12 protein-coding genes and 1 tRNA gene are annotated in these 12909 nt (G+C 69.3%); 6 read left to right on the plus strand and 7 right to left on the minus strand.

The annotated features are described in order from the left end of the window. The first annotated feature begins 17 nt into the window (after positions 1-17). Positions 18-1958 (plus strand): hypothetical protein, encoded by a 1941-nt coding sequence (locus KBZ19_RS03595; RefSeq protein WP_255099789.1) that lies wholly within the window; start codon positions 18-20, stop codon positions 1956-1958. 57 nt (positions 1959-2015) lie between these two features. Next, positions 2016-2765, plus strand: coding sequence for an N-acetylmannosamine-6-phosphate 2-epimerase (locus KBZ19_RS03600; RefSeq protein ID WP_255099790.1), 750 nt, complete (start codon positions 2016-2018; stop codon positions 2763-2765). 37 nt (positions 2766-2802) lie between these two features. On the opposite strand, the gene groL is transcribed toward KBZ19_RS03600, so the two are convergent. Further along, positions 2803-4467, minus strand: coding sequence for a chaperonin GroEL (gene groL / locus KBZ19_RS03605; RefSeq protein WP_255099791.1), 1665 nt, complete (start codon positions 4465-4467; stop codon positions 2803-2805). Between the two features lie 159 nt (positions 4468-4626). Here groL and KBZ19_RS03610 point away from each other — a divergent pair, with 159 nt between their 5' ends. Continuing rightward, a complete protein-coding gene (locus KBZ19_RS03610; RefSeq protein ID WP_144036866.1) occupies positions 4627-4866 on the plus strand; it encodes a hypothetical protein in 240 nt (79 codons plus the stop codon). A gap of 15 nt (positions 4867-4881) precedes the next feature. Here KBZ19_RS03610 and fabG read toward each other — a convergent pair whose 3' ends face one another. The 3 genes from fabG to KBZ19_RS03625 are packed head-to-tail and all read right to left on the minus strand — an operon-like array spanning position 4882 to position 7738. Further along, positions 4882-5640: a 3-oxoacyl-[acyl-carrier-protein] reductase gene (gene fabG, locus KBZ19_RS03615; RefSeq protein ID WP_198948193.1), complete on the minus strand. Its 759-nt coding sequence runs from the start codon at positions 5638-5640 to the stop codon at positions 4882-4884. 46 nt (positions 5641-5686) lie between these two features. Then, on the minus strand, positions 5687-6817 hold the full coding sequence (locus KBZ19_RS03620; protein ID WP_094510298.1) for a TrkA family potassium uptake protein: 1131 nt from the start codon (positions 6815-6817) through the stop codon (positions 5687-5689). 39 nt (positions 6818-6856) lie between these two features. Continuing rightward, on the minus strand, positions 6857-7738 hold the full coding sequence (locus KBZ19_RS03625) for a glycosyltransferase family 9 protein (protein WP_255099794.1): 882 nt from the start codon (positions 7736-7738) through the stop codon (positions 6857-6859). Between the two features lie 76 nt (positions 7739-7814). On the opposite strand from KBZ19_RS03625, the gene ispD reads away from it, so the two are divergent. Beyond that, positions 7815-8501, plus strand: a complete 687-nt coding sequence (gene ispD / locus KBZ19_RS03630; RefSeq protein ID WP_255099795.1) for a 2-C-methyl-D-erythritol 4-phosphate cytidylyltransferase — start codon at positions 7815-7817, stop codon at positions 8499-8501. Here ispD and KBZ19_RS03635 read toward each other — a convergent pair. Next, complete coding sequence (locus tag KBZ19_RS03635) at positions 8485-9444, minus strand: LD-carboxypeptidase (RefSeq protein ID WP_255099796.1); 960 nt, start codon at positions 9442-9444, stop codon at positions 8485-8487. The two genes, ispD and KBZ19_RS03635, sit on opposite strands and share 17 nt — an antisense overlap. Then, a complete protein-coding gene (locus KBZ19_RS03640; protein WP_255099798.1) occupies positions 9441-10322 on the minus strand; it encodes a 4-hydroxybenzoate polyprenyltransferase in 882 nt (293 codons plus the stop codon). Before KBZ19_RS03640 ends, KBZ19_RS03635 begins: the two co-directional genes overlap by 4 nt. A gap of 75 nt (positions 10323-10397) precedes the next feature. Here KBZ19_RS03640 and KBZ19_RS03645 point away from each other — a divergent pair, with 75 nt between their 5' ends. After that, a complete protein-coding gene (locus KBZ19_RS03645; protein WP_255099799.1) occupies positions 10398-12098 on the plus strand; it encodes a Ppx/GppA phosphatase family protein in 1701 nt (566 codons plus the stop codon). Between the two features lie 171 nt (positions 12099-12269). Then, positions 12270-12689 (plus strand): tellurite resistance TerB family protein, encoded by a 420-nt coding sequence (locus tag KBZ19_RS03650; RefSeq protein ID WP_255099800.1) that lies wholly within the window; start codon positions 12270-12272, stop codon positions 12687-12689. 74 nt (positions 12690-12763) lie between these two features. Here the strand turns inward: KBZ19_RS03650 and KBZ19_RS03655 are convergent. Then, a tRNA-Val gene (locus KBZ19_RS03655) sits at positions 12764-12835 on the minus strand. Positions 12836-12909 lie beyond the last annotated feature (74 nt).

A 12909-nucleotide genomic window follows, 5' to 3' on the forward strand; every position in this document is an offset into this window, starting at 1 on the left:
CTTCCCTGCCTGCGCCCGTGCTGCCCCGACCCCAGCAGAAACGGCTCTCCGAGCGCCTGGTCCTGAAGGGTGCCCTCGACCGCAGGGATGAGGGAGCAGTGGCCTGGCTGTCGCTGCGCTGGGTGCACCGCCATGGCGTCGAGGCTCTCTCGCCACTGATGCAGGAGCTCACTGCCGGCGATGCCTCACTGAAAGGTTGGTGGCACGACCACCTGCATGCCACGGCCGTTCCTGCTGCTGCTCCTGGCCCCGCCGTTGCTGTGATTGATGGAGGGTCTCCAGAGGGGGCCGTGGATCCTGCTGCTGGTGCCTTTGCTTCTGCGCCGGCTGCAGGGGCAGTGGCTTCCGAGGAGGCAGCTCCAGTGGTGGCCTCAGCGGTGGATTCGGCCTCCACAACCGATTCGACGTCTGCATCAGTAGCAACACCTAGCGTTGCATCGGTGCAGGTGGCGCCGGGATTTTCCTTTGCGGAGATCACCCTGGAGGCGGAGCCGCAGGAGGTTGAGGAACCTTCGACAGAGCTGGTGCTCAGCTTTGCGGATGTTGCTGGCCTTGAGCCCGCCATCCCCTGCGAGGGGAGTACAAGCACGGAGCCGGTTCCCAACCTTGACGTGAATGCGGGCGTGGAGGCTCAGATCAGCCCGGCAAGCAGCGATGGCGGTGATCCCGGGATCGCCGGCGAAGGTGCCGCTTCCGCAGAGCCAGCTGCTCAGCCCGGCGTGCCTGCGCAAGCATCGATTGAATTCCTGGGCCAACCACTCGCCTTTGATCCCTGGCTTGAAGCTCCCGCCGTTTCAATCCCCCTGGTTGAGAACCCAGCGGAGCAACCGGCCTCACGCACCAAACCACCTGCGGACGATCTGGCCTCCAACGCCGAGCCCTCCGCGATCGGAGCTGGTGCGGTGCTGGGCGCTGAGAGCCATCTCACGGACATCCCGCCCACCGAGAGCTCCATCAACGAAGGCCTGCTCAGCAATCAGCTTGCTGCCAGGGAGCTGGTGGGCCAAGACGGTTCCATCGAAGCCGTTGCTCCCGCAAACGAAACGCCTCCGAGCGTTTCCACCGCCGCGCCCGTGACCGATGACCCTGGCGCAGAGACACTCTCTGCCGCTGCTCCAGTCCCGGGGGATCAGGCCCTCGATGGCTTAGCCCAGTGGCCACGTCCTGTCCCGGAGTTCTCCTCTGATCCAGGGACGGCCGTTCCTCCCTTCATCCCGGCTCGGCCTGCGGCGGCAGGGGTGTTCAGCTTCGGAGCCGACTCTGTGGTGACGGCCCCACAACCCGTCGGGCCCCCTTCGGGCGAAGCCACTGCTGCCGTTCCAGCGGCTGACCCAGTGGCCGTTGCTCCCGCTGTTGACCTCCACGAGGTTGCTCCTGCTGCTGAACCTGAAGGTGCTGAGGCGCCTGTCGCGCTGGTGGCCTCGCTCCCCGCCGAATCCAGCCCCACACAGCCGGAAGCCCCCGAACCCGAGCAGGCTCCGATCTGGCAGCGCCCACTGGCCCGGGTGAAACACCTGGTCCGCGTCTGCGTGGAAGAAGTGGTGAGCACCTTCCAGACCATGGACAGCGACCGCAACACGGAGTCAGGCAGCGAGACAGTTTCCGCCAGCGACAACGCTTCAACCAGCACCACTTCTGCGGCCCGCGGCCCTGCTCAGTTCGGCGACACGTTCCAGCCCCGGGGCAGCGGCCAGGCCCGTGGCTCCGCTCCCGCCAGCACCTCGCCAACAGGACAACGTCCGCCGCTGGAACCGGACCGCCCTGCCGGCCCAGCCCGCCGCAGCGCCACGGAGATCGCCCCGGAGCTCACGCCCCAGGGCCGCACCCCGCCCCTGCGCGAGCGGGCTGCGGCTGCCATCGCCGGCCGGCCGGCCCCCGCTCCTTCCCATCCCGGTCTGGCCTCGCTGCGCTCCTGGCTGCCGGATGACTCCTCCTCAGAGGACACCCGCAGCAGCTGACGCGGCCGTCAGTCTGGGCTGCGGCCACCGGCCCCTTGCCCCATTTCAGCTCCCACCATGCCCCCTGCCTCTACGCCCCTCGGGGCCCCTTCTGCCATCACCGGCGTCACACCTGCGGAGCGGCTGGAGAGGGCGGCCGTGCAGGGTGGGTTGATCGTTTCGGTGCAGGCGCCTGAAGGCTCGCCGCTGCGGGATCCGCAGGTGATCGCCGCCATGGCGGAGGCCAGCCTGGCCAACGGGGCCATCGGCGTGCGCCTGGAAAGCCCCGAGCACATCGGTGCCGTGCGGCGCCGCTGCCCGCAGGCGCTGATCGTGGGGTTGTGGAAGCGCAGCTTCCCAGGCAGCCCGGTGTACATCACGCCCGGCTGGGAAGAACTCCTGGCCGTGTGGGCAGCAGGAGCCGATGTGGTGGCAATCGATGCCACCGAACGGCGACGGCCGGGCGGACAGCCACTGGCCGAGCTGATCGAGCGGGCCACGACGGAGCTTGGCGCACCGCTGATGGCCGATGTGGACAGCGTGGCCAACGGGGTGCAGGCCGCGGCCCTCGGCTGCCGCTGGGTGGGTACCACCCTGTACGGCTACACGGAGAGCACGGCAGGGCTGCGGCCGCCGGCCTGGGATCTGCTGGGGCCGCTGCGCTCTGCCCTGCCGGCCACCACCACGCTGATCTGTGAAGGCGGCATCGCCAGTGCGGAGCAGGCGCAACAGGCGCTGCAGCGGGGAGCCGACGCGGTGGTGGTGGGGACCGCCATCACCGGCGTGGATCTTCAGGTGGCCGCCTACGTGCAGCAGCTGAGCCGCTGAACGGCTGAGCTGCTGCTGAGCTCTCAGGGAGCAGGGCTCACATCATGCCGGGCATGCCCATGCCGCCCATGCCACCCATTCCTCCCATGCCGCCCATTCCCTCCATACCGCCACCACCGGCAGGGGCGGGAGGTTCGGGCTTGTCGGCGATGACCACTTCTGTGGTGATCAGCAGCGCAGCGATCGACACCGCATCCTGCAGGGCCAGTCGCACCACCTTGGCGGCATCGAGGATGCCGGCCGTCATCAGATCTTCGTAGGCACCGGTGAGCGCGTTGTAGCCCTTGCCCAGCCGCAGCACATCGGCCACCACCACATCGCCGTTGGCACCGGCGTTCGCGGCGATCTGACGCAGGGGAGCGGAGAGGGCACGGCAGAGGATCTCGGCGCCGGTGCGCTCGTCGCCCTGGAGCCCGGCGATCCAGCCTTCGAGTTCAGCAGCCAGCTCCATCAAGGTGCTGCCGCCGCCGGGCACGATCCCCTCCTCCACCGCCGCCCGGGTGGCATTGAGGGCATCTTCGATGCGCAGCTTGCGGTGGCGCAGCTCCGTTTCGGTGGGGGCCCCCACCTTGATCACCGCCACGCCACCGGCCAGCTTGGCGATGCGCTCGCTCAGCTTCTCGCGGTCGTAGTCGGAGTCGGTGGCGGACAGTTCACGGCGGATCGAGGCCACCCGCTCAGCCACGGCGTCGCGGTGATCTTCGGTGCCCACGATCGTGGTGGAGTCCTTGCTGATCGTGATCCGGCGCACGCGGCCCAGATCGGCGAGTGTCGCTTTGTCGAGCGACATGGAGCGGTCTTCGCTGATCAGCGTGGCGCCGGTGAGCACGGCGATGTCCTGCAGGGCGGCCTTGCGGCGATCGCCGAAGGAGGGGGCCCGCACCGCCGCCACCTGCAGCACACCGCGGGTCTTATTGACCACGAGGGTGGCCAGGGCTTCACCTTCCACCTCTTCCGCAAGGATCACCAGCGGGGCGCCGGCGCGCGAGACGGCCTCCAGCACCGGCACGAGATCGGTGATCGCACTGATTTTGCGGTCGGTGACCAGCAGCAGGGCGTTCTCGAATTCGCACACCTGGCGCTCACCATCGGTGACGAAATAGGGAGAGGAATAGCCGCGATCAAAGGCCATCCCTTCGGTGACCTCCAGTTCGGTGGCCAGCGAGCGCGATTCCTCGACTGTGATCACCCCATCAGTGGTGACCAGCTGCATGGCTTCGGCCACCATGCGGCCCACTTCCTCATCGCCACCGGAGCTCACCGTGGCCACCTGACGGATCGCTTCACCGGCCACCGGGATGGCGCGGGTCTGGATGCCCTCCACCACCCGGGCCAGGGCTTTTTCCATCCCGCGGCGCAGGCCGACGGGATTGGCACCGGCAGCCACGTTCATCAGGCCGTCATGAACGAGCGCCTGGGCGAGAACGGTGGCGGTGGTGGTGCCGTCTCCGGCCTGGTCCTTGGTCTTGCTGGCCACCTGCTGGATCAGCTTGGCGCCGATGTTCTCGAAAGGATCCTCGAGCTCGATCTCCTTGGCGATCGTCACGCCGTCATTGACGATGTCGGGGGCGCCGAACTTCTTCTCGAGCACCACATTGCGCCCCCGGGGGCCGATGGTGACCTTCACCGCATTGGCCAGGGCGTTCACACCCTTTTCAAGGGAGGTGCGGGAAGCATCCGAAAAGCTGATCAGTTTGGCCATGGGCGTGGAAAGAGGCGCGCCTGGGGCAAGCCCTGGAAGTGCGTTCAGATTCCCATAGCGCCCTGTGGCCAGCGGGATGGCTGCGGTGGGGAAAGCCGAATGCGTTTGCACATTCCCATGGCACGGGCAACGGCGGCTGACCCCCGATAGGGTCGGGGCATGGAGGACTCCCTCAGCACCAGCCTCGCTGACGCACTCAGCGACGTGACCTCGGACCCGACCATGGCAGGCACAAGCGCCATGGCCTTCCTGCTGATCGCCGGGCTAGGGCTGCTGATGGCCCTGGTGTACGTGCCGATCCGCCTGTTTCTCACCATCACCGCCCGCAGCCGCCGGCTGCGCCTGCTGCAGCGGATCCGCCGGCTGCGCGATGAGCTCGTGCAACCGATCGAGAGCTAAACCTCCCCGGCCCGCTCAGCCCATCACCATGCCGCCATCCACCTGCAGCACCTGGCCGGTGATGTAGGCAGCGGCGGGATCGGCGGCAAGGAAACGCACAGCCCCGGCCACCTCCTCCGGCTGGCCCATGCGTCCGAGCGGGATGGCGGCCAGGATCGGCTCCTGGTTGAGCTCGCTAGTCATGTCGGTGGCGATGAAGCCGGGGGCGACGGCGTTGACGGTGATGCCCCGGCTGGCGAACTCCGCTGCGGTGCTGCGGGTGAAGCCGATCACGCCGGCCTTGGCGGCGCTGTAGTTGGCCTGGCCGGGATTGCCCACCAGACCCACCACCGAGGTGATGTTGATGATGCGGCCGCTGCGGGCCTTGAGCATGGAGCGGCTCACGGCACGGGTGCACAGGAACACGCCGGTGAGGTTCAGATCGATCACGCTCTGCCAGTCGCTGGTCTTCATGCGCAGCAGCAGGCCATCGCGGGTGATGCCGGCGTTGTTGACCAGCACATCCAGCCGGCCGCTGCGTTCCAGCACGGCTTTCACCAGCGCGTCCACCTGCTCTTCCACCGACACATCGGCCGCCAGGGCATAGGCCCGGCCACCGGCGGCAGTGATCGCTTCCACCACGGCCTCGGCGGCCGTGGCCGAAGCGGCGTAGTTCACCACCACCTCGGCGCCGGCCGCAGCGAGCTCCAGGGCGATGGCACGGCCGATCCCACGGCTGGCACCGGTCACCAGGGCGACCTGATCGGCCAGGGGAGCGGCGGTGGACACGGGCATCGGAAGCTGGCGATGGCGGCGATCGTATGCGGCCGCCTCGCCAGGCCTACCGCTCCATGGCGTCCATGCTCACCAGTGCCGGCCCCAGCAGCTTCCCGAAGCGGGCCAGCTGCTCCTTGCTGCCCAGCACCACCAGCAGCTGCCCTGGCGCCAGGCGCAGATCACTGCCCGGGTTGGCGATCAGGCGGGGCTGATCCTCCCGGTAGGCCACGCCGCGGTAGTAGCTGATCACCGGCTCGGCAGGGGCCGGCTGACGGATCGCGAGCACCAGCACGCCGGTCTGGCGGCCCAGCTGCAGTTCCGCCAGGCTGCGGCCGTTGATGGAGACCATGCGCTGGGGATCGTCGGTGAGCTGGAACTCCTCCACCTCGCAATCGGAGCCGGCCAGCAGCTCCATGAAGCCCACCGCCAGCGGACGCAGGGCGGTGGCAGCCATCGTGCGCCCGCCCGCCACATAAGGACTCACCACCTGATCCGCTCCGGCCAGCCGCAGCTTGCGGGCCGCTTCCTCGCTGTCAGAGCGCGCGATCAGGCGGCAGCGGGGGGCGATGCCGCGGGCGCTGAGCACCACATACAGATTGGCGGCGTTGTTCGGCAGGGCGGCCACCAGGCTGCGGCAGTGATGAATGCCGGCCTCCACCAAGGTTTCGTCCAGGGTGGCATCGGCCTGGAGCACGGGCAGCCCCCGCTCCTCGGCGGCCTCCTTCTGGGCAGTGTCCATCTCCACCACCACCAGCGGCACGCCTTCGGAGACGAGCTGATCGGCGATCTCGCGGCCGATACGGCCGTAGCCGCAAAGGATCACATGGTTTTCCATCATGCTCAGCCAGTTCTTGAAACGTCGTTCGCGCAGCCGGCGGAAGTAGCCCGATTCGCTCAGCCCCAGCAGGCTCTGGATGGTCACCTGCACCACCACCAGCCCGCCCACGATCGCCAGGGTGGTGACGACGCGGCCCGCCGTGGAGAGAGGCTGCGTGGTTCCGTCGCTCCAGCCCATGGTGCTGAGCGTGACCACCACCATCCAGTAGCAATCACCCCAGTCCCAGCCTTCGGTGAGCCTGTAGCCGACGGCCGTGAGGTTGATCAGCAGCGACAGCGCCAGCACGGGGGTGCGCCAGGGCCGCCGGGAAGCGGTGGAAGGAGCCGAGCGGCGGCGGCGTCGAGGGGCAGGGATCATGACGCACCAGGAGGAGCCTGCCGGACCATGACCGCAGGATCAAGCCATCCCCAACGCCAACAGCACCTCGGCAACGCTCAGCTGATCCAGGGATCCAGGGATACCGACCCCTTTTACCCCCTGACGCGGCGGCAGGCTGTCGCTGCTGCGACCCAGCGCCACCAACGGCGTGGCCGTGAGCAGGGCCAGTTCGGTGATGACCGGGTCGCTGCTGAGCACCACATCCACGGCAGCCACCTGGGCCGCCAGCTCCTGCGGCGTGGCCCCAGCCGGGGGCGTCACCACGCGCAGGTTGGGGAGGCGGGAGCGGATCGCCTCCGGCAACGCCTGCCAGTGGGCAGCAGGCCAGTCGGCAGCGGCGGCCGCCGGCCTGGGCGCCAGCAGCAGCAGTGGACCATCCCCCGCCGGCAGGGCGGCGGCAGCGGCTTCCAGCGCCTTTGGCTTAAGCCGCAGACGGAAGACCTCAGCATCGAGCGGGATCTCCAGCGGGCGCAGCCAGCTCTCGTACTGCTGGTTGGGCCAGCCGCCGGTGGGCGACTGGCTGCCGTTGACGGATCCGGCCGTGCCTGGGGCAGGCACCCGCACGGTCGCGGAGAAGCCGCCGGCGGCGATGCGGGTGGGGATGTGAGTGAGGGAAAGCAGCAGATCGATCGGCCAGCCGGAGGCGAGGTTGAGGCAGAGCTGGAAATCGGGCTCGCGCACGGCGCCGAGCAGGTTGGCCCAGTCCGCCAGGCTGACGCCGGTGTCAAAGCTGTAAGGGAGCACCTTCTCCACGGCCGGCAGCAGCTTCCAGATGGACACCTGGGCCGGGGGGCAGGCCACCTGAACGGTGGCCCCCAGCTGGCTGGCGGTGGCGGCCACCGCCGGCATGGCCTGAAGTTGGGTGGCGCCGCTGCCCGGGATCAAAAACAGAACTCGCATCAGGCGGCAGCGATCGGGTTTCGGGCGGGCTGATTGTATGAATCTGATCCGATTTCGATGTGTTCGGGAGCCGCTTGTGCATTTGCTGATCGCCGCGGCCGGCAGCGGCAGGCGTATGGGGTCGCAGCGCAACAAGTTGCTGCTCCCCGTGGCCGGGCGCGCCGTGCTCGCCTGGACCCTGGACGCGGTGCTGGCCTGTGAGGCGATCCAGTGGATCGGGGTGGTGGGCCAACCCGTGGATCAGGCGGATGTGGAGGCGATGATCGCGGCGGCGCAGCCCGATCGCCCCGTGCGCTGGATCGAAGGGGGCGACACACGCCAGGAATCGGTGAGCCGCGGGCTGGCGGCCCTGCCCGCCGCTGCAGGCGCCGTGCTCATCCACGACGGAGCCCGCTGCCTGGTGGAACCGGAGCTGATCCGCCGCTGTGCCGCGCGCGTGCACGCCGGCGAGGCCGTGATCGCCGCCACCCCCGTCACCGACACGATCAAGCGGGTGGACGGGCAGCAGGTCATTCTCTCCACCTCCGACCGCAGCGAGCTATGGGCAGCCCAGACCCCCCAGGGCTTTCCTCTTGAGCGGCTGCGCCAGGCCCATGCCCAGGCGGAGCAGGCGGGCTGGAGCGTCACCGATGACGCGGCCCTGTTCGAGCGGCTGGGCTGGCCGGTGGGCGTGATCGAGGCCCCCCCCTCGAACATCAAGCTCACCACCCCCTTCGATCTCACCATTGCTGCGGCGGTGCTTGCCACTAGGGCAGCAGGCTGAGCGCGCCGTCACCCAGCCGCGCGCGTACGCCCAGCGGCAGGGCCCCATTGCCGGGCGCATGCCCCAGCGGCAGGCCCGCCAGCACGGGAATGCCGAGGTCGGCGGTGCGTTCCCGCAACACCTGCTCGAGGCTGAAGCGCTGGGACGCAGCCTGGAGCCTCTGAAGGTCAGGGCCCATGGCTTGCGGTTCCATGTCTTGCAGTGCCTGAGCCTGCGCCACCCCCGCCGCCGGCGTCTCGCTCTCGGGGTCTTCACATGCCTCGAAACTGCCGAAACCGATGCCCGCCAATCGCTGCAGGGCGCCGCACAGGCGCCAGTGGGTGAGCATGCGCTCGATCCGGTAAGGCGCTTCGCCCACGTCCTCGAGCACGAGGATGGCGCCGTCGAGGTCCGGCAGGTGGGGCGTGCCGAGCAGGTGGGTGGCCACCGTGAGGTTGCCCACCAGCAACGGACCCTGCGCCACCCCCGCACACCAGGTGTCCCCGGTCAGGGGGGGCACGGGCTCGCCGAACAACAGCGCCCGCAGGCGCTCGCGGCTCCAATCGGGTTCAGCCGCCAGGGTGGTGACCAGCGGCCCATGCACCCCGCCCGCCTGGCCACGGGCCTGGCGGGCCCAGAGCAGGGAGGTCACATCAGAAAAACCCAGCAGCCAGCCGTCGGCCTCCGGCAGGGGCTGCTCCAGCAGGCGGGCGGCGCCCCAGCCGCCCCGCACGCAGGCCAGCAGCGGCGCCGGCTGCAGATCGGCGCGGCGCTGCTGGTCGTGGCCGGCCAGATAGCCCCAGCGACGGGCGGGATCGAAGGGCATCTCCACCGTGAGGCCCCAGCTCTGCAGCACCGCCACCCCCTGCTGGAGGCGGCCCAGCTCAGCCAGGGCGGAGCTGGCCGCCACCAGCCGCACGTGATCACCGCGCCGCAGGGCTGGCAGCGGGCCGGCGGCGCTCACGGCAGCCTCCCGACCACCAAGGCCAACCAGAACACCCCGCCCAGCAGCACCTGGCGGCTGAAGTGCTGCGCGAAGCGGGAGCGCGGCGGCGTGCCCCGCAGGCGCCAGGCTTCGCTCTGCATGCCCAGCGAGGCGGCAGCCCACAGCAGCCAGAAGGGCCAGCTCACTGTCTGCAGCGCGGCAGCGGCGGCCAGCAGCAGCGACGTGAGCCCATAGCAGAGGGCCACGGCGCCGGGGGCGGCCGCACCCAGGGTGAGCGCACTGCTGCGGATGCCGAGCGCCGCGTCATCGCTGCGGTCCGACATGGCGTAGACGGTGTCGAAGCCGAAGGTCCACAGCAGGGTGGCCAGCCAGACCAGCAGCAGCGGCCAGCCGCCGGCCAGGTTGCCGCTGGCGGCGGCCCAGGGGATCAGCACCGCGAAGCCCCAGCACAGGGCGAGCACCAGCTGGGGGAAGGGGAACCAGCGCTTGGCGGAGGGATAAAGCAGGACCGGCGGCAGGGCTAGCAGCGCCAGCTGCAGCGACAGTTGCCGCCCGGGCAGTGGCAGCAACAGCACCACCGCCAGGGCCAGCAGCAGGCACAGCAGCAGCAGCAGCACGGCACTGGCCACCCGCACCCGGCCGCTGGCCAGGGGCCGGGTGCGGGTGCGCTCCACCAGCGGATCGATGCGGCGGTCCCAGAGGTCGTTGGCAACGCAGCCCGCGCCGCTCACCGCCAGGCCTCCCACCACGATCAAGGCCACCAGCGAGGGGAGAGGCGGACCCTGCGGCAGCAGCCAGAGGGCCCAGCCGGCCGGAATGAGCAGGATCAGTCGACCGCTGGGCTTGTGCCAGCGCAGCAACTCGATCCACCCCCGCAGGGCTCCGAGGATGTGCATGGAGGGAGCGTAGAACCGGGGTTCACCGGCCCTGCAATGGCAAAGTGACGCCGACTGCGCCGGTTCCGACGGCTGATGGCCCGTTCCGATCCTTCTCCCGCAGCGGCGACGCTGAGCGCCTCAGCGACTGACTCGGCTCAGACAGAGGCGCCGGCTCAGCCGGCCGATCTGGAGGCCCTGCCGCAGGCCGCCGAGCAGCGCCCGGAAGGGTCTGGTCTGCGCCACGTGGCGGCCATCGACATCGGCACCAATTCCATCCACCTGCTGATCGCCGCCGTCGATCCGGTGTTGCGCACCTTCCGCGTGGTGCAGGCGGAAAAATCCACCACCCGCCTGGGCGAGCGCGATCCGGAAACGGGCGACCTCAGCACGGCGGCGATCGAGCGCGCCTTCCTGGCCCTGCGTCACTGCCGCGAGCTCGCCACCAGCCACGGGGTGGAGCAGATCCTCACTGCCGCCACGAGTGCCGTGCGAGAGGCCCCCAACGGCCGCCAGTTCGTGCAGGCGGTGCAGGAGCAGCTCGGCCTTGATGTGGAGCTGGTGAGCGGCCCTGAGGAAGCCCGGCTGATCTACCTGGGCGTGCTCTCGGGCATGGCCTTCGGCGATGACCCCCACCTCATCCTCGACATCGGCGGGGGATCGACGGAGCTGATCCTGGCCGACGGCCGTGATGCCAGGGAGCTCACCAGCACGCGGCTGGGTGCGGTGCGGCTGCAGCGGGATTTCATCACCCAGGATCCGGTGACGCCGGAACGGCTCAGTTTTCTGCGGGCCTTCATCCAGGGCTCACTGGAGCCGGCGGTGGACCGGGTGAAGCGGCGGCTACGGCGGGGGGAGCGACCGGTGATGGTGGCCACGAGCGGCACGGCCCTGGCCCTGGCCGCGCTCTGTGCCGCCAGCGAGGAGCGCCCGCCGACGCGGCTGCAGGGCTACCGGGTGAGCCGGGAGCGCATCGACGCCCAGGTGAACCAGCTGGCCACGCTGACCCTGGAGCAACGCAAGGCGCTGCCACCGATCAATGAACGCCGGGCCGAGATCATCGTGCCGGGGGCCCTGGTGCTGCAGCAGGCGATGGCGATGCTGCAGGTGCGGGAACTGGTGATCAGTGAGCGGGCCCTGCGCGAGGGCCTGATCGTCGACTGGATGCTGCGCCACGACCTGATCGTGGACCGCTTCGCCTACCAGAGCGGCATCCGGCAGCGCACCGTGCTCGATCTGGCCCGGCGTTACCGGGTCGACCAGCGCCGCGCCGAACACGTGGCCAAGCAGGCCCTGCTGCTCTACGACAAGACCCGCGGCGTGCTGCACGACGACGCCGGCAACGGGCGGGCACTGCTCTGGGCCGCCGCCCTGCTGCACAGCTGCGGCCAGCACATCAACATCAGCGCTTATCACAAGCACAGCTGGTATCTGATCCGGCACTGCGACCTGCTGGGCTATTCCGAAAGCGAGCAGTTGATGGTGGCGGCGATCGCCCGCTACCACCGCAAGAGCCTGCCGAAGAAGCGCCACGAGGCCTGGCTGCAGATCCCCGGCCGTGACCAGCGGCGCACGGTGAATGCGATGGCGCTGCTGCTGCGGCTGGCCACTTCGCTCGATCGGCGGCCCGTGCCGGCCGTGGACGACCTGCGCATCCGCTGCCGTGGCGGCGAGCTGCGCATCGGCCTGATCTCCGCCGATCCGACCCAGGATCTCAGCCTGGAGCGCTGGAGCCTGGCGGCCTGCCGGGAGCCGCTGGCGGAAGCCGCCGGCCTGCGGCTTGTGGTGGAATCCTGAGCTTGGTGGCGCTTGGTAGCGGAGCTCACACCACAGGCCCCAGCCGTTCGCCATGACAGATGGAGGCCTGCCTGAGCGGCCGCAATGGCGTTGGCTTCGATCACCGCCATGACTCCGCTGAAGGCCATGGCGCAGCTCCCAGCACAGGACGTGATGAACGCAATGCAACCAATGGATTCACCCACCGCCTTCGTGGCCGTGGCGCTGGCGGCCGTGTCCTGGGATGGGGTGCTCACCAAGGCAGGCACGCGTGCTCTGCGCCATGCGCTCGATTACCGCGAACCCTTCCGCCATATGTCGGACGCTGAAATGATCCAGCTGTTCGACCGCCTGCTGGCCCAGCTGCGCCTGGAAGGCTCCCGCCAGCTCATGGAGCATGCCTCCGCCGTGCTGGATCCGCGGCAGCGACTCACGGCCTTCACCGTGGCTGCCGAGATCATGCGCTCCGACGGCGAGTTGGTGGCCGAGGAACAGCGGATCCTCGAGGATCTGGCCAGCCACCTCACCATCCCCGCCGCCCAACACGACCAGATCCTCCAGGTGATGGATCTGTTGCACGCCAGCCTGGTGGGAAATCCAGTGCTGGCTTGACTGAGCTGGCCTCTCCCGGACCGAAACAATTGAAAGTTTCCGGAGAATTGAGTAAGGAAATAGTGGAGAAGTTATGGGCGATACTGGACTCGAACCAGTGACCCCTTCCGTGTGAAGGAAGTGCGCTACCGCTGTGCTAATCGCCCGCACCCCTGGATCTTAAAACACGGGCGGCGCCACCCAGCCTGTCCTTCCCCCGCTTCCTTTGCTGCTTCCCTGG

Source organism: Synechococcus sp. L2F (assembly GCF_024345695.1).
Lineage (GTDB): Bacteria > Cyanobacteriota > Cyanobacteriia > PCC-6307 > Cyanobiaceae > MW101C3.

Bases quoted from the DNA above. Each gene is read 5' to 3' on its own strand.
- KBZ19_RS03600 (WP_255099790.1), top strand. From the start codon at position 2,016: ATGCCCCCTGCCTCTACGCCCCTCGGGGCCCCTTCTGCCATCACCGGC.
- groL (WP_255099791.1), bottom strand. From the start codon at position 4,467: ATGGCCAAACTGATCAGCTTTTCGGATGCTTCCCGCACCTCCCTTGAA.
- KBZ19_RS03610 (WP_144036866.1), top strand. From the start codon at position 4,627: ATGGAGGACTCCCTCAGCACCAGCCTCGCTGACGCACTCAGCGACGTG.
- fabG (WP_198948193.1), bottom strand. From the start codon at position 5,640: ATGCCCGTGTCCACCGCCGCTCCCCTGGCCGATCAGGTCGCCCTGGTG.
- KBZ19_RS03620 (WP_094510298.1), bottom strand. From the start codon at position 6,817: ATGATCCCTGCCCCTCGACGCCGCCGCCGCTCGGCTCCTTCCACCGCT.
- KBZ19_RS03625 (WP_255099794.1), bottom strand. From the start codon at position 7,738: ATGCGAGTTCTGTTTTTGATCCCGGGCAGCGGCGCCACCCAACTTCAG.
- KBZ19_RS03640 (WP_255099798.1), bottom strand. From the start codon at position 10,322: ATGCACATCCTCGGAGCCCTGCGGGGGTGGATCGAGTTGCTGCGCTGG.
- KBZ19_RS03645 (WP_255099799.1), top strand. From the start codon at position 10,398: ATGGCCCGTTCCGATCCTTCTCCCGCAGCGGCGACGCTGAGCGCCTCA.
- KBZ19_RS03650 (WP_255099800.1), top strand. From the start codon at position 12,270: ATGGATTCACCCACCGCCTTCGTGGCCGTGGCGCTGGCGGCCGTGTCC.